The sequence below is a fragment of the Halosolutus sp. YCN4 genome, assembly GCF_059736495.1.
Genome location: NZ_JCASSM010000001.1, coordinates 199,626 through 215,365, shown reverse-complemented (window position 1 = coordinate 215,365; position 15,740 = coordinate 199,626). Strand labels below are relative to the sequence as shown.

Sequence of the window (15,740 nt, the reverse complement as noted above, 5' to 3'; positions counted from 1 at the left end):
GTATGAACGACGGCAGTGGCGTTCGATCGCTCGATCGGTCCCGGCCGACGCGGTGTGAGCGGACCCGACCGCACCACGGCGGAGGGCGAGACGCATGAGCCAGGCACCCGATCGCCGCTGGGAGGACGTCTTCCGGCTTCCCTCGTTTTTCGATCGGCTGGAAGACGAGGGCGGCATCTCGATCCTGGATCTCGTCGAGGAACTGACCGGGAGCGGGCAGGTCGACGCATCCGGCATCGTCTACCACGATCGAGGGATCCGGGCACCGGGGTACGACGCGACGTTCGTCCACGAACCGACCGGGTCCCGGGGCCGACCCGCGTTCAGCGTCGAAGTCGACACCGTGGGCCCGCGAAACACCTGGGAGAAGTTCGACGACACGCTCTCGTGGGACGTCTACCTCGTCCGGACGGACGACCTGGCCGCGATCGCCTGGTTGAGCGACGAGGAGTACACGGTCGAGGACGCGGATCGCTTCCAGTCCAAACAGGAGGCGGTCGCCGCCGGCCGGTTCTCGTTCGGCGTCTTCCTCTACGACGAGACGGCGTGGACCCAGCGGGTCGAACGCCTCCGGGCAACGAACGCGCCCGCGTTCCTCCTGCAGGACGACGGCCAGCAGATCTTCCCGGAGACGCAGGCGGAGTTCTACGACGTCGTCGACTCGACGGTCACCGAGTTCCGGACGACCGGCGGGAACGCCCCCTCGTACCTCGGCGTGCTCGAACTCGAGGTCACGATCGACTAGCGGACGTCGCAACCGCGGCGCGGACCGGCCTGGTCAGACGTCCCAGCCCTCCCGCGTGTAGGCCATCTCCCAGAACTGGTACTCCAGTCTGGCGCTCGTGAGGAACGCCGCCCGCATCGCGTCGTGCTCGCCGGGGTAGCGTTCGCCGCAGCGATCGACGAACGCGCGACACCAGTCGGTCGCCTCGCGGAACTCCGCGCTCGTGTACAGGTCGATGAACGGGGTGTACCGGTGGTCCTCGTCGGCGAGGTCGGCCATGTGCTCGGCGACGTCGAGGTAGCCCTGCATACACGGGTACAGCGCCGCCGCGATTTCCGCGATCGAGCCCTCGTAGGCGGTCCGCAGGAGGAAGTTCGTGTACGCGACGCACGTCGGGGCTTTCTCGACCGCTTCCAGTTGCTCGCGCGAGATGCCGTAGTCGGCGGCGAACTCGCGGTGGAGGTCCATCTCGTGATCGAGCACCTGGTGCGCGACGCCGAGCAGGTGCGTCATCGTCTTCTCGTCGCGCGCTTTCACACCCGCGATCGCGAACAGTCGCGCGTAATCCAGCAGGTACCGGTAATCCTGTTTGACCCAGTGTTCGAACGCCGCCTCGTCGAGCGTCCCGGCGGCGAGTTCCCGGACGAACGGGTGCTCCAGCTGTGCCTCCCAGATGTCCGCCCCGGCCTCGAGGAGCGTGTCGCTGAACGCCATCAGGACACTGTGACGCACTCTGTCGCATTATAACTAGGTCGTATAAACCGATGGTACCCCATCGTGTGCGTCCGGCAGACGTCACTCCGATTAGTAACGGGAATCGCGGACGGACGATCGAAGTGGACCGACGGTCGACCGGTGAACCGAGACACGCGCCGTCGGGGGTCGCTCCGTGGGGCGAGCGAGGGATGTACCGGCGGCGCGGTCGGACGAAATACAGTTTGGTGTGTCGTTGTCGATCTGGGGGGAGTCGACAACGGTGCCGACAACAGTCGGCAGAGGGTAGTTTTCCTTCCACCGGTATAAAATTTCGTCATGTTCCCACCCATTTTCAACCTGCTATGAGTGCAGAGATAAGCTGGAGAGAGGAGTCGGTATCGCTGACCGATCGCGTCGCGGGCCACCGCAGTCGGACCGATCTCGGGGACCGACGCGATCGTGACGCGATATCCGGCGGTCAGAGTCGCTTGCTCACGTACGGCCCGTCCTGGTGGTAGCCGAGTTTGGTCCGGTAGTACTCCCGGGCACCGATCCCCGAGATGACGCTCACTTTGTCGTAGCCGGCGGCGGCGGCGAGTTCTTCGGCACGGGCCATCAGTCGCTGGCCGTATCCCCGGTGCTGGTGCTGGTCGGTCTGGCCCTCGTCCGCTCGCGGGCCCTGCCCGCTCGCGTTTTCCGAACCGCGAAGCGGTTCGCTCCCCACCGTGACTTCGCTCCCGTACACGTGCAGTTCGCGCACCAGCGCCGCGTTCTCGAGTTCCGATCGGACCGGATCTCCCGGGAACCGCAGGCGGCAGAACCCGATCAGGAGGTCGTTCTCGAAGTCTTCGAACGAAATGAAGTGTTCCGTGCCGCCGCAGGCCTCGTAGGTCATCACGTCGAGTTCGACGTTCTCGGGCGCGTCGTCGTTCATGCCGACCTCGCGACAGCGGATGCACTCACACTCCCAGCCGTGCTCGTCCATGCGCTGGCGCGCGAGTTGCCGGAGGTTCGACTTCCAGACGCCAGCGTCGATGAAATCGGCCGGGATGTCCCGCTGGACGCGCTGGAGTCGCGTATAGCGGGGGATCATGTCCTTGATCTCGGCGACGAGTTCGGCAGCCTCCTCGTTCCCGAGCGGTTCGTACTCGTCCTGGTACCACCAGTCGTAGGTGGCCGTCCCGCGGACGACGAGCGTCGGATAGATTTTGAGGTAGTCGGGTTTCCACTGCTCCTGTTCGAAGAGTCGCCGGAAGTCCTCGAGACACATCTCCGTCGACATTCCGGGCTGGCCGGGCATCATGTGGAACCCGACCTTGAACGCCGCGTCGCGAAGGCGCTGGTTGGCGTCGATCGACTCGGCGACGCCGTGGCCGCGGTGCATCTCCCGGTTGATCCGCTCGTACGTGGTCTGGACGCCCACCTCGACTTTCGTGCCGCCGAGATCGAGCATCCGATCGATCTGTTCGGGATCGCACCAGTCGGGTTTGGTCTCGAACGTGGTGCCGATGTTGCGCACGTCCGCCGTCTCGTTCTCGGCGATGACGTCCTCGAGGTACTTCCACTCGTACTCCTCGGGATCCTGCGCGAAGCTCTCGCCTTCGGCCGGTTCGGGCTCCCTCTCGACGTCGTAGTCGTTCATCGCCTCGAGGGCGCGCTTGACGAACCACTCCTGGTAGTCGTGGCTCCGGGCGGTCATCGTCCCGCCCATCAGGATGAGTTCGACCTTGTCGACGGGGTGACCGATCTCCCGGAGTTGCTCGAGTCGTAGTCGAACCTGGCCGTACGGATCGTAGTCGTTCTGGACGCCCCGGGCCGCGGCGGGTTCCTCGCCCGTGTAGCTCTGGGAACTCGAGAACTCCGAGTCCGGCCCGCCGGGACAGTAGAGACACTTCCCGTGGGGACAGCGCTCGGGCGAGGTCATGATCGCGACCGGCGAGACGCCGGAGGCCGTCCGGACCGGCTTGCGCTGGAGCACCGACTGGAGTTCCTCGCGGTGCTCGTCGGGCGCGTAGTCCACCAGTTCGGAGTTCTTGGGGACCTTCGGTACCGAGTGCTCCGAACAGGCCTCGAGTTTGGCTTTCTCGACCTCGTCGCGATCGATCTCGCCCGCGAGGATCCGCTCGACGAGCGTCTCACAGACCTGCTCGAACGCGTCGGTTTCGGTCGGATCGGGCGTCTCGGTACTCACTACAGGACGGTCGTCGCCGTTCGTGAATAAGCGTGTCGGACTCCGGAACCGCGGGTTCCGTCAGAAGGAGATCCGACGCTCGCCGGGCGGCGAGTCGGTCGTCCGTTGGTTTCCGTCACGAATCCCGGGTCGGAAAGGTAATCGTTTAAGAGTGGGGTCGCCCTATCTCCGGCGTACTGGATGTCACCCGACCTGGCGATGGTCGTCGCCGCGGTCGCGTTGCCGTTCGTCGCTGCAGGATTCACGCCCCTGCTTTTCCGTCTGCTCGGCGAGCGAACCGGCTACGCGGGCGCCGTCGTCGCCATAACGTCGTTCGCGTTGCTCGCCTCGCAGTACGACGCAGCGACGACGAGTCCCGACACCGTCGCCCTCGCCTGGATCCCGTCGATAGACGTCGCACTGCGGTTCTACGTCGACGGCTGGGGCCTGCTGTTCGCTCTGCTCGCCTCCGGTATCGGGACGCTCATTTTCCTGTACTCGCCCGCGTACATGCACGGCGAATCGCACCTCGCCAGGTTCTACGCCGCGTTACTCGCGTTCATGGGCTCGATCGTCGGCGTCGCGCTGGCGGCCGATCTGCTCGCGATCTTCCTCTTCTGGGAACTCACCAGCCTCGCGTCGTTCGTCCTGATCGGCCACTACACCGGAGACGAGTCCTCGCAGTACGCCGCCCGGATGGCCATGCTCGTCACCGTCGGCGGCGGCCTCTTCCTGCTGGTCGGCTTCGTCCTGCTCTCGATCGTCGCGGTCGACGTCCCCGCGGTCGAATCCGCCTACAACCTCGCCGCGATGCTCGAGAACCCCGACGCGATGCAGTCGGCCCTCCGCGATCGGGGGCTGTTCCTGCCGGTGCTCGGACTGCTCGCGATCGGCGCGGGGTCGAAGTCCGCTCAGGTCCCGCTTCACTTCTGGCTCCCGAACGCGATGGCCGCCCCCACGCCCGTCTCGGCCTTTCTCCACTCCGCGACGATGGTGAAGGTCGGCGTCTACTTCGTCGGTCGCATGCGCCCGATCCTCGTCGGGGAGGAGTGGCTCTTCCTGTTCGCGACGCTCGGGTTGACGACGATGACCGTCTGTGCGATCCTGGCGGTCGCCGCCACGGACATCAAGGAACTGCTGGCGTACTCGACGGCGAGTCACCTCGGACTGATGATCGCCGGCTTCGGCTTCACGTCGATCTACGGGGCCGAGACCGGCGTCTTCCACCTGCTCAACCACGCCCTGTTCAAGGCCGCGCTCTTCCTCGTCGCCGGGATCGTCGCCCACGAGGCCGGCACCCGGCGGATCGACGCCCTCGGCGGGCTCCGCCGCGACCTGCCGGTGACGGCCGCCATCACGACGATCGTCGCCCTCAGCATGGCCGGCATTCCCCCGTTCAACGGCTTCTACTCGAAGGAACTGCTGTTCGAGGCGGCCGTCGAGGCGAGCCACTACCACGACATCGGCGCGCTCGGCTGGCTCTACCCCGCCGTGGCCGTCTTCGGGAGCATCTTCACCGTCCTCTACTCGCTCCGGTTTCTGGGCCTGTTCTTCGGCAGCCGTCCCGACGACCTCGGCGACGTACACGAACCCTCGATCATGCTCATCGTACCGCCCGCCGTCCTGGCCGCGATCGCCGCCGTCGTCAGCGTCGACCCTCAGCTCGCGGTCCGGGTCATCGTCCAGTCCGGCGTCGACGCGACCGCGACCGACTCCGAGGCGATGCACGTCGGCCTCCCCACCTCGTACTCGACCCCCGTCGGGATGAGCGCGATCGCGATCGGGGTCGGCTTCGCCGCCTACCCGTTCTACGATCGGATTCACGACGCGATCCGATCGGTTCCGGCCGCGACGCCCCCGGTGAGCGCGAACTGGTGGTACGACGCCGTCGTCGGCAACCTCACGGGTGTGGGCTCGTGGCTCGGTTCGCGGGTCCACAACGGCCTGCTCCGGACGTACGCGACGTGGACGCTGGCTGCCACCTCCGGGTTCGCGCTCGTCGGTTTCGCCGCCACGGTGGCCGTCGCCCCCGCCGACCTCGTGGGCGTCGAGGCCACGGCGGCGATCACGCTCGTGCTGGCGGTGGCGGTGGTCGCCGCCCTCGCGGTCGTCACGTCCGACTCGCACGTCGCCGGCATCCTCACCCTCTCGATCCTCGGCTTTATGCTCGCCATCTTCTACATCCTCGCGAGCGCGCCGGATCTCGCGCTGACGCAACTGGTCGTCGAGACGCTCCTGCTCGTGATCTTCCTGCTCGTGATCGAGGAGATTCCCGAGTACTACGAGGTCGACCTCGGCAGGGTCGCCCGCGACGCCGTCCTCTCGGTGGCGGTCGGTGCGACGGTGTTTCTCACCGTCCTCCTCACGACCGACGCCCGCTCCGAAGGGAGCACGGACGTCGCCCGCTACTACGCCAATAACGCCGTTGACCGGGGCGGCGGGACGAACATCGTCAACGTGATCCTCGTCGACTTCCGCGGCTTCGACACGCTCGGCGAACTCGTCGTCGTCGCGCTGGCCGCCATCTCGATCCTGACGCTGATCGTCATGCGATCCGGCGGCGACGAGACGGGGACCGACGAGGTGGCGTCCGACGACGCGAAGACGAACGAGACGAGCAGTGACGAGACAAGGACCGACGACACCGGAGGTGCGGACCGATGACGACGACGGTCATCATGCGGACGACCGCCCGGGTGATCGTTCCGATCATCCTCGTCGTCTCCGTCTCCCTGTTTATCGAGGGACACAACCTTCCCGGCGGCGGCTTCATCGGTGGGGTACTCACGACGACGGCCTTCGCGATCGTCTACCTCGCGTTCGGCCTGGACTTCCTGGAGCGCGGCGTGCTCGGTCGCGACGTCGACCCCGGTAAAGAGCCCTCGCGCGATCGGGTCGTCGTGGCCTACCGGCGCGTCTTCGAGTACGGGCTGGCGATCGCCGTCGTCAGCGGACTGGTCCCGCTGCTGTTCGGCCGGGCCTTCCTCACGCAGACGTTCTGGGAATTCGAGGGCGTGCCGATCTACCACCACGTCGAGGTCGCGAGCGCGCTCGCGTTCGATTTCGGGGTCTACTGCGTGGTCGTCGGCGGCCTGCTCACGATCCTCTCGGTGGTGGGGGCAGAATGACGGCGATCGTCCTCGCGGCCGTGATCGGCGCGCTGTTCGCGCTGGGAACGTTCCTGATCCTCCGGCGGGACCTGATCCGGGTCGTCTGGGGACTGGCGATCATCAGTCAGGCCGCGAACGTCTACCTGCTGGCGATGGGCGGCATCGCGCCGGGGACCGCCGATTCGGTGCCCGTACTGGCCGGCCACGGCGAGCACGTGCCGGAGACGGCCGATCCGCTGGTGCAGGCGCTGGTCCTGACAGCGATCGTCATCGGCTTCGGCATGACCGCGTTCGCGCTCGTCCTCTCCTACCGGGTCTACGAGGAACACGACACGCTGGACGTCTCCGAACTGGGTGATCGAGAATGACGACGACGCTGACGACGGCGACGGCCCGTTCGACGGGAGCGGCGACGCCGCTGACCGCGATGCCGATCGGGTCCGAGTCCCAGCTCGTGATCGCGCCGATGCTGATCGTTCTCCTGGCGGCCGTCGGTAGCCTGTTGCTCGGCCGGCGGCCGTGGGGGCGGATCGGCGTGAGCGTCGCCGGCGGGGCGGCCTACGCGATCGCCGTCGCGGCGATCGACTGGTATATCATCCTCGCGCCGGACGCGCCGGGCATCGCGACCTACCAGGTCGGAGGGTGGCCGGCCCCGTTCGGCATCACGCTCGTCGTCGACGGCCTCTCGGCGTTCATGCTGACCATGGTCGCGATCCTCGGGATCGCGTCGCTGGTCTTCTCGACCCGCGTACTGCCCGAACTCGATCGGCGGAGCTACTACTTCCCCCTGTTTCACTTCCTCGCGCTGGGCGTCACCGGGGCCTTCCTCACCGGCGACCTGTTCAACCTCTTCGTCTGGTTCGAGGTGATGCTGATGGCCAGTTACATCTTCGTGGCCTACTACGGCGGCCCGCAACACACCCGCGCCGCGTTCTGGTACGTCGCCCTGAACCTGCTCGCGAGCGCGGTCTTCCTGCTCGGCGTCGGCGGCATCTACGCCACGACCGGCACGCTCAACATGGCCGAACTCGCCCGGCGAGTCGCCGAACCGGCGGCCTACGGGCTCGATCTCGGTCCGATCGTCGGCCTCTTCGCCATGTTGCTGTCGGTGTTCGCGATCAAGGCCGGACTCGTCCCCTTCCAGTTCTGGATCCCGACGGCCTACCGGTCCGCACCGCCACAGATCGCCGCCCTGCTCGCCGGGGCGACGAAGAAGGTCGGCATCTACGCGATCATCCGCCTCTCCTTTACCGTCTTCGCCGACGCGCAGGTCGCGGTCAGTCTCGACGTGCCGGGAACCGGCGTCGCCATCGCGGGAGACTCGCCGCTCGCGTTCGTCGGGGCCGCCCTGTTCGTCATGGCCGCCGCCAGCATCCTCGTCGGCGGGATCGGGGCCGTCGGCCGATCCTCCATGGAGGGCGTGCTCGCGTACTCGAGCATCGGGCAGGTCGGGTTCATCGCGATCCCCGTCGCGATCGCGGCGACGACGGCGAACCCGACGCTTCGCCACGTCGGGATCGTCGCCGCGCTGGTGTACGCGCTCAACCACACGCTGGCGAAGGGGCTGCTCTTTCTCGCCGTCGGTGCCGTCAGGTCGGCGACGGGAACGAGCCGACTGGCCGATCTCGGCGGGCTTGCGGGCCGATCGCCGCCGCTGGCGATCGCGTTCTTCGTCGGGTCGCTCGCGCTCGTCGGTATCCCGCCGCTGTCGGGCTTTTTCGGTAAGTTCCTCGTCTTCGACGCGGCAGCGCGGGCGGAGTCGACGACCGTGCTCGTTCTCCTGCTCGTCGGGTCGCTGCTGACGATCGCGTACGTGACGCGGACCTGGAACCGGAGCTTCTGGGGCGTGCGGACGGACGCCGTCGAGACCGCGAGCGTCGACGCGGTTCAGGTCGGCGTTCTCGTCGTCCTCGCGGCGGCGATCGTCGCGGTCGGGGCCGGGTTCGAACCCGTCTACGAGTTCGCCGACGCCGCCGCGACGGCCGCGCTGGACAGCGAGGGATACCAGGAGGCCGTCGGCGAGTTCGTCGCCGAGGACGAGACGGGAGGTGGGCACGAATGAGGGTCCGGACCTGGCCGATCGCGGGCGTCGTCTTCGCCCTGCTGTGGATCCTCGTTCGCGGGGTCGAACTCACCCCGTCGGCGGTGGTCGGACAGTTCCTCCTGGGACTGGCCGTCGGCCTCCCGGTCGCGTTCGGCTTCCGGCGGCTCTACGTCAAGCGGATCGACCTCGGTCGCGGCACGCGCGCGCTCCCGGCCGCAGTCCGCTATCTCGCAACCTTCTCGTGGGAGATCGTTCGCGCGAATCTCGACGTCGCCTACCGGGTGCTCTCGCCCGGGATGCCGATCGAGCCCGAGGTGATCCTGGTTCCGCTCCGGGTCGAGACCGACCTCGCGATCACGACCATCGCCAACAGCATCACGATCACGCCCGGGACGGTCACCCTGGACTACGACGAGGAGACGAACTCGCTGTACGTCCACGCGGTCGACGGCCGCGACCCGGAGGCGATCGCCGCCCCCATCCGGGAGTGGGAAGACTACGCGCTCGAGATGTTCGACGAGGACGCGTCGCCCGACGATCGGCCGCCGGAAATCGTCGTCTCCGGCGGGGAAAGAGACAGGAGTCACGAACGCCGAGGTGTCGACGATGAGTGAGGTGTTCGATCCGGCCGTGCTCAACGCGGCGGTGGGGGCGGCGTTGATACTCGTCAGCGGACTGTGCGTGCTCTGTAGCTACCGCGTGATCCGGGGGCCGACCAACCCCGATCGGGTGGTCGCGCTGGACGCGATCGCGACGAACGTCGTCGCCATCGCCGTCCTCTTCGCCATCCAGACCGATCGGGGGCTGTTCGTCACCGTGAGTCTCGTGCTCGCGATCATCGGCTTCATCGCGACGGTCGCCGTCGCCAAGTTCGTCACCGAAGGCGAGGTGATCGAATGATCCGGACCGGCCTCGTGATCGCGCTGATCGCGATCGGCGTGTTCTTCCTGTCGGTCGGGACGATCGGGATGCTCCGCCTGCCGAACGTCTACAACCGGATGCACGCCACGAGCAAGCCCACGACGCTCGGGACCGCGGCCATCTTCGTGGCCGGCTTCGTCCACTTCGGACCCGGCAGCGAGGGGCTGACGGCGCTCGTGGGGATTCTCTTTCTCTTCCTGACCGTGCCGACCGGCGCGCACATGATCGCCCGCGCCGCCGAACGGATCGGGATTCCCTTCGAGGGGAGCGTCACCTGGCCGGACGCCACGGTGGTGGCGAAAGAACGCCGAGAACGTGCCGAGAAGGAGCCCGAGGAGGAGTGACCCGAACGATCACGCGCTCCGCGTCGGGAACACTTCGCCGTCGTCGATCGACCGCCCGCCCGCGACGACGAACCCGGCGACGGCGACCGCGCCGATCGCGCCGACGAGCAACAGCGGCGCGTAGCCGGTCGTCGCGGCGACGCCGGCGAACGCGACGGGACCGGCCGTTCGACCGAGGAACGTCGTGCTGTTGCGAAGACTCAGCGCGCCCGCCAGGTAGCGGCCCGCGACCCGATCGCTCACCTCCGCGTCGACCGACGGCAACACGAGGCCGACACCCGCGCCGATGATCGCCGTCGCCGCCGCGATCGCGAGGACCGAGGCCGCGAGGCCGGCGACGGCGAGGCCGATCGCCAGACAGCCGAACCCCACCGCGACGAGCGTCGCGTTCGCCACCCGCTTTGCGAACCGGCCGTTCGCGGCCGCGACGACGACCGAGACGCCCTCCGAGAGCATGAGAACGCCGCCGACGATGGCGGGCGTGAGGCCGTGCGACCCGGTCAGCAGGAACGGCACCGCCGTCAGGACGGAGCCGAACAGCAGGAGTTCGGCCGCGAACGTGGCGAGGAACATCGACAGCACGCTCGCCGTGCCGATCGCGGCGAGCACGCCGCGAACGTAGTTCGCGTCGAGCGTCACGCCCCTCGCGGCCGTGCCGCCGTCGGTGGCCGTTTCCCGTTCGGCACCCGCGGGCGAGGTCCCGTCGTCGCGATCGGACTCGCCGTTCCGATCGGGTTCCTCGAGCAGGTACCAGGCGAGCGCGCCGAGCGGCACCGCGAGCAGGTACAGGAGGTACGGGGCGTCCCACGAGACGGCGACGAGCACCCCGCCGACGACAGGGAAGATCGCCGCTCCGGCCGAGAGAACGGCCGTGTTGACCCCGAGCACCGCGTTTCGCTGTGCGTCCTCGAAAGTGTCGCCGATGATGGTGACCGTCGCGACGAAGATGCCAGCAGAGGCCGTCCCCTGGACGACCCGCACCAGCAGGACCGTCGTGAACGACGGGGCGACGACGATCACGCCGCCCGCGAGGCCGAAGACGACGAGGCTCGCCGCGAGCACGAACCGCCGACCGAGCCGATCGGCCAGCGCCCCGATGAACGGCGAGAGGACGATTCCGGCGACGAAGTACGCGCTGATCACCAGGCTGGCCGTCGCCTCGCTGACGCCGAACGTGTCGCGGACGATCGGCAGGGTCGGACTGACCAGCGGCACCCCGAGCGGCGCCAGTAGCGTACTCAGGAGGACGATGCGGACCGTCGGCGAGTCCCAGGGGATGCGCGGGTCGTCGGACCCCCCGATCGGGTCGGCACTGGGGGCAGTCGCGGTCATGGGTGGAGCCTGTAGAACCGGAAGAAGAGGTTCTCGATCGGCAGCACGTCGACGGACGAGAACCCGGCGCTGGTCGCGTACTCGGCGAGCGTGTCCGGGCGCATCACGGTCCCGGTACCCGTCGCCGGTTCGTCGACCATGCCGACGGGCAGGCAGTGCAGGACGCTGAACCCGTACAGCAGCGGCTCGATCTCGTTGCCCTCCGGGGTGAACGACTCGCCGGCGCGCTCGTCAACGACAAGGACGGCGCCGTCGTCGCCCGCCAGTCGTCGCATCGTCTCGAGGACGGCGATCGGGTCCGAGAGGTCGTGAACGCACTCGAACGCCATCACGAGGTCGTAGTCGCCGTCGATGCCGGGATCACCCGCGTCGCGGTTGTGAACCGTGACCCGATCGTCGACCCCGCGTTCGGCGACGTTTTCGGTCGCCCGCTCGACCGAGGCCGCGTCGAGGTCGTAGCCGTCGACGATCGCCTCGGGGTAGTGTTCGGCGACGCCGATGCTGGACCAGCCGTGGCCACAGCCGAGGTCCGCGACGCGACCGCCGTCCCGGAGCGCCGCGTCGACGTCGGGAATCGACGCGAGCCACTCGGGGCCGAGCTGGGTGACGAACGCGGGCCGGTTCATCGCCGCGATTCCCTCGTGGCAGGCCTCGCCGTAGGCCGCGAACGGGACGCCACCGCCGGTCCGGAACGCCTCGATGACGTCCTCGAGTGGGGCACCCAACACCGCGACGAGCCCCGCGAGCGGCGCGAGGTAGTTCAGGCTCTCGGGCTCACAGAGAACCTCGACGTAGCTCGCGGGGAGCGCGTACCGTCGGTCGATCGGGTCGTCGCCGGGGGTCTCGACGGTCAGGACGCCGGTGACGGTCTGGTGTTCGAGCCACTCGCGGGCGTACCGCTCGTGAGTGTCGGTCTCCGCGGCGAGCGCCGGCGCGGTGAGCGGCCCTGCCGATGCCAGTGCGTCGTAGTACCCCAGCCGATCGCCGACGTAGATGCCGAACAGGGACATCGTGTTCGCGGCCCGTTCGAGCAGGCTCTCGAGGAAGGCGTCGGTCCGTTCGGGGTCGATCCGTGATGTCGTCGTTCCCATGCTTCTCCGGAGGCGGCTGGACGACCTATACTTGATTTCCGAGATCGAGATCCGACAATGAAACCCGTCTCACGGCGTGAGACAGGGTTAAGCAGGCGAACGGTGTACTAGCAGTATCGACTCCGCGAGAGTGAGTACCACGTGACGCACGATCTCCTCGACGAACTCATCAGCTACGATCGAAACCTCCAGCGAGACACACGGCGGCGCGACGGTGACCGCTACCCCGAGACCGAGACGCTGATCGACGTCGTCCGCCACGGCGACCTGCTACGGGTCCTGCTCGAAGCACCGCTCGATCGGCCCGAGATCCAGGCGGTGCTCGGCGTCTCGCGGGCGACGAGCCACCGGTTCGTCCGCTGGCTCGAGGACGAGGGGTACGGCGAGCGCGTCGACGGCCGCTACCGGCTGACCGGATACGGCAAAACCGTCGCGTACGGCGTCTGCAAGTTCGAGACGTACCTGCGGACGGCGCGTCGACTCGAACCGCTGTTCGAGTACATCTGCGAGGACCACGAGGAGTTCGTCGTCGAACCGTTCACCGACGCGACGGTCACCGTCGCCACGCCGACGGAGCCGTACGCGCCGATCGCACGGTTCCTGTCGCTCCTGCGCGAGAGCGAGACGTTCCGCGGGTTCAACACGACGCACATGATCCCGCCCGGAATCGACGACGGCGGCGACGGACTCTTCGGGGAACGGGCCGTCGAACTCGTCTACGTCCCCGACGCCGTCGAGACGCTTCGAGACGAGTCGGAGGCGGCGCTCGCGACGGCCATCGACGAGGGAACCGTCACCGTCCACACGCGGGACGCCCTCCCGTACGGCCTCGCGCTGTTCGACGATCGGGTCGGCGTCGCCGGCTACGACGAGGACACCGGCACGATGCGCGTGTTCGTCGACACCGACGCGGGGATCGCGCGCGAGTGGGCGACCGGCGTGTTCGAGTCGATTCGCGCCGACGCCAGACCGGTGTCGTCCTGAAGCGATTCTCACGCCGTTCGACGGTCGCCCATCGATCACTCCTGTCCCAGTTCGCCGTCACCGCCGCTCTCGGGGGTCGTCGACAGCGGAGAAGGGTGCGTCTTACGCGAGCGTCTCGGCGAGTGCGTCGATCGCAGCCTCACGGACCGCATCGCGTTCGCCCGGCAGGAACTCGACGTGGCCGTCCGCACCGCCCACGACGCTGACGCCCGCGGTGGGTACCTGCTCGGCGATCGCATCGCCGAGGTCGCGGACGTTCAGCGACTCCGTCGCGCGGACGTGAAGTTCGTCCGACCCGACGCCGAGCGTCACGAACGGGACGTCGGCCCGATCGCGTTCGCGGCGGTGGAGTTCGTCCAGCAACAGGACGGTGGTCGGGAAGTCGTACCGGTGCGTGAACGCGTCCGTATCCAGGAGCGTGACGGTCACGCCGTCGACGCCGCGAACCGCGCAGTTCTCCTGGGCCGTCTCGAGTTCGGTCTCGAGTTTCGCGCGGAACTGTTCGGAGACGTGGGCGGCGAGACCGTCGTTCCGTGACGCCGCCTCGCTGTCCTCGAACAGCAGGTCGATGACGAGTTCGCGCTTGTCCTTGTAGGACTGGTAGTAGGCCTCGAGCGCGACGGCTTCGCGCCGGTTCGCGATGTCCGTCTCGTCGTAGCCGGCCTCGGCCGCGAGGTCGACGTAGTCGGCGGGTGCGTTCTCCCAGTAGCTGACGGCGGGGAGGTGTTCGAGGTCCGATCGCACGTCGTCGTTGACGTGCGCGGCGACGTTGGCCGCGAGCGCCGTCGACGTCACGTCCGAGACGTCGGCGCCCTCGAGCGAGGGCGTCACCGCGACGGAGACGGCGTCGACGATCTCCTCGTCGGCGCGGCTATCGTCGATCACGAGCGCGTCGGCGTCGTACATCGAGAGGAAATCGTAGCCGTCGACGGACTCGACGGTCGACCCGGCGTGGACCAGCACGACGAGCGGGAGTTGCTCGCCGTGGCGATCGCGGGCCTCGAGCATCGACGTGACGTCGTTGGTCGCGGCGTCCATGTCGTAGACGCGACCGTCGAGGGGTCGGCGCTCGAAGTAGTGGTACTCCGCGTCCTCGCGGGTGTGTTTCTCACGGATCAGCGGGAGGACGGCGCGTTCGATCGCGGCCCCGGCGACGTAGCCGTCGGCGGTCGCGCCGTGGCGGACGACGACCGGGCGGGCCTCCATCACGGCCCGCCGAATGGCCGTCGCGGCGTCGGCGAGGTGGTCCTCGACGGCCGTGACGGCGTCGTGGTCGGCCAGCAGGTCGACGTCGGCCGGTCGGGCCTCGCTCTCGATCGCGTTCTCGAGTCGGTCGTGAACGGTCTCTCGGTCTTCGCCCTCGAGAATCTCGAGGGATTCGGTCTCGATCTGCAACTCGCCGTGGTGGCGTTCGACCTCGCCCTCGAGGGCGACGACGTCGTCGATTTCGACGTCGGGGTAGGCGCGAACGCCGGCCTCCTCGAACGCCGCACACTCGACGGTCGCGGTCTCGTCGCGGAGTTCGAAGACCGTCGGACCGCTGGTCTGGCGAACGCCGGTGATCTCGCCCTCGAGGCGAACGACGCTGCCGACCTGAGAGTCGATCGAATCCACCGTCGTGCGGTTGAGTGCGGGTTCGGCCTCCGGTTCGGCGTCGGCCGCGTCGTCGGTCGCTGGCGCCGACGCGGCGGCGCTTTCGGTCGCGACGGACCCGCTCCCGCTCGTGACGGTTTCGCTCGCGTCCGGGGCGGCCGTCTCCGTCCCGGTCGGACCGCCGTCGTCGGCGCCCGTCTGAGGGTCGCCAGCTGCGTCCTCCGCGTCGTCGGTCGTGCTGGCGTGGTTTGCCGTCTCGTCCGTGTCGTCCTCGAACTCCTCGGGACGTACTTCGTCGGTCCCCGTGTCGATCAGCTTCCCACGGAACTCGCGTTCGCGCTGGCGGATCGACCAGCCGAGGTCGACGTTCCCGTTGTCCCGGACATCGAGCACCTGGACGAAGACGTCGTCCCCGGGCTCCCAGTCGAGGCTCTCGAGTCGTTTGTCGAGTTCGCTTCTGTGCAACAGGCCAGTGACGTGGTCTCCGATATCGACGAAGACCCCGAAATCGGCGTAACCGTCGACGGTCCCCCGGTAGTAGCGACCGGGAGTCAGCTGCGAGGGAGAATTGCCGTCGAATTCGAAGACGGCATCCTCTTCGTGGCTCTCGCAGATCTCGCCGTCGACGGGTGTGCCGCAGATGATACAGTTACCCATCTACCCGGACCAAGCAGTTTCGCCCTAAAACGGTTGTCGGAATGCGTTCGGGATGAACGCACACATCGTTCACG

Annotated in this window: 14 protein-coding genes; 9 read left to right on the top strand and 5 right to left on the bottom strand. The window is 67.9% G+C overall.

Annotation, left to right across the window (positions count from 1 at the left end; translation table 11 throughout):
- Positions 1 to 94 precede the first annotated feature (94 nt).
- Positions 95 to 745 carry a hypothetical protein gene (locus AC6I6X_RS01090; protein WP_497928673.1) on the top strand — a complete coding sequence of 217 codons (651 nt, stop codon included), beginning with the start codon at positions 95 to 97 and terminating at the stop codon, positions 743 to 745.
- Positions 746 to 778: 33 nt separating this feature from the next.
- Here AC6I6X_RS01090 and tenA read toward each other — a convergent pair whose 3' ends face one another.
- Both tenA and AC6I6X_RS01080 read right to left on the bottom strand, forming a co-directional pair.
- Positions 779 to 1,438: a thiaminase II gene (tenA, locus tag AC6I6X_RS01085; protein ID WP_497928672.1), complete on the bottom strand. Its 660-nt coding sequence runs from the start codon at positions 1,436 to 1,438 to the stop codon at positions 779 to 781.
- A 460-nt stretch (positions 1,439 to 1,898) separates the two neighbouring features.
- Positions 1,899 to 3,611, bottom strand: a complete 1,713-nt coding sequence (locus AC6I6X_RS01080; protein WP_497928671.1) for a tRNA uridine(34) 5-carboxymethylaminomethyl modification radical SAM/GNAT enzyme Elp3 — start codon at positions 3,609 to 3,611, stop codon at positions 1,899 to 1,901.
- Between the two features lie 180 nt (positions 3,612 to 3,791).
- Here AC6I6X_RS01080 and mbhE point away from each other — a divergent pair, with 180 nt between their 5' ends.
- Genes mbhE through mnhG form a run of 7 tightly spaced genes read left to right on the top strand, consistent with a single transcriptional unit; the run spans position 3,792 to position 10,009 of the window.
- Complete coding sequence (mbhE, locus tag AC6I6X_RS01075) at positions 3,792 to 6,254, top strand: hydrogen gas-evolving membrane-bound hydrogenase subunit E (protein WP_497928670.1); 2,463 nt, start codon at positions 3,792 to 3,794, stop codon at positions 6,252 to 6,254.
- On the top strand, positions 6,251 to 6,718 hold the full coding sequence (locus tag AC6I6X_RS01070; RefSeq protein ID WP_497928669.1) for an MnhB domain-containing protein: 468 nt from the start codon (positions 6,251 to 6,253) through the stop codon (positions 6,716 to 6,718). Before mbhE ends, AC6I6X_RS01070 begins: the two co-directional genes overlap by 4 nt.
- On the top strand, positions 6,715 to 7,068 hold the full coding sequence (locus AC6I6X_RS01065; protein ID WP_497928668.1) for a sodium:proton antiporter: 354 nt from the start codon (positions 6,715 to 6,717) through the stop codon (positions 7,066 to 7,068). Before AC6I6X_RS01070 ends, AC6I6X_RS01065 begins: the two co-directional genes overlap by 4 nt.
- A complete protein-coding gene (locus AC6I6X_RS01060; RefSeq protein WP_497928667.1) occupies positions 7,065 to 8,762 on the top strand; it encodes a complex I subunit 5 family protein in 1,698 nt (565 codons plus the stop codon). The genes AC6I6X_RS01065 and AC6I6X_RS01060 overlap by 4 nt, the downstream gene beginning before the upstream one ends.
- On the top strand, positions 8,759 to 9,358 hold the full coding sequence (locus AC6I6X_RS01055; protein ID WP_497928666.1) for a Na+/H+ antiporter subunit E: 600 nt from the start codon (positions 8,759 to 8,761) through the stop codon (positions 9,356 to 9,358). The genes AC6I6X_RS01060 and AC6I6X_RS01055 overlap by 4 nt, the downstream gene beginning before the upstream one ends.
- Positions 9,351 to 9,644, top strand: coding sequence for an MrpF/PhaF family protein (locus AC6I6X_RS01050; protein WP_497928665.1), 294 nt, complete (start codon positions 9,351 to 9,353; stop codon positions 9,642 to 9,644). Before AC6I6X_RS01055 ends, AC6I6X_RS01050 begins: the two co-directional genes overlap by 8 nt.
- Positions 9,641 to 10,009: a monovalent cation/H(+) antiporter subunit G gene (mnhG, locus tag AC6I6X_RS01045; protein ID WP_497928664.1), complete on the top strand. Its 369-nt coding sequence runs from the start codon at positions 9,641 to 9,643 to the stop codon at positions 10,007 to 10,009. Before AC6I6X_RS01050 ends, mnhG begins: the two co-directional genes overlap by 4 nt.
- Before the next feature lie 9 nt (positions 10,010 to 10,018).
- Here the strand turns inward: mnhG and AC6I6X_RS01040 are convergent, their stop codons facing one another.
- A complete protein-coding gene (locus AC6I6X_RS01040; RefSeq protein ID WP_497928663.1) occupies positions 10,019 to 11,341 on the bottom strand; it encodes an MFS transporter in 1,323 nt (440 codons plus the stop codon).
- Positions 11,338 to 12,432 (bottom strand): SAM-dependent methyltransferase, encoded by a 1,095-nt coding sequence (locus AC6I6X_RS01035; RefSeq protein ID WP_497928662.1) that lies wholly within the window; start codon positions 12,430 to 12,432, stop codon positions 11,338 to 11,340. Before AC6I6X_RS01035 ends, AC6I6X_RS01040 begins: the two co-directional genes overlap by 4 nt.
- Positions 12,433 to 12,573: 141 nt before the next feature.
- On the opposite strand from AC6I6X_RS01035, the gene AC6I6X_RS01030 reads away from it, so the two are divergent.
- Entirely contained in the window at positions 12,574 to 13,416 is an 843-nt protein-coding gene (locus tag AC6I6X_RS01030; protein ID WP_497928661.1) for a helix-turn-helix transcriptional regulator, read from the top strand.
- 102 nt (positions 13,417 to 13,518) lie between these two features.
- Here AC6I6X_RS01030 and AC6I6X_RS01025 read toward each other — a convergent pair whose 3' ends face one another.
- The gene (locus tag AC6I6X_RS01025) at positions 13,519 to 15,666 is read right to left on the bottom strand and encodes a DHH family phosphoesterase (RefSeq protein ID WP_497928660.1); all 2,148 of its coding nucleotides are present in this window, start codon (positions 15,664 to 15,666) and stop codon (positions 13,519 to 13,521) included.
- Between the last annotated feature and the right edge of the window lie 74 nt (positions 15,667 to 15,740).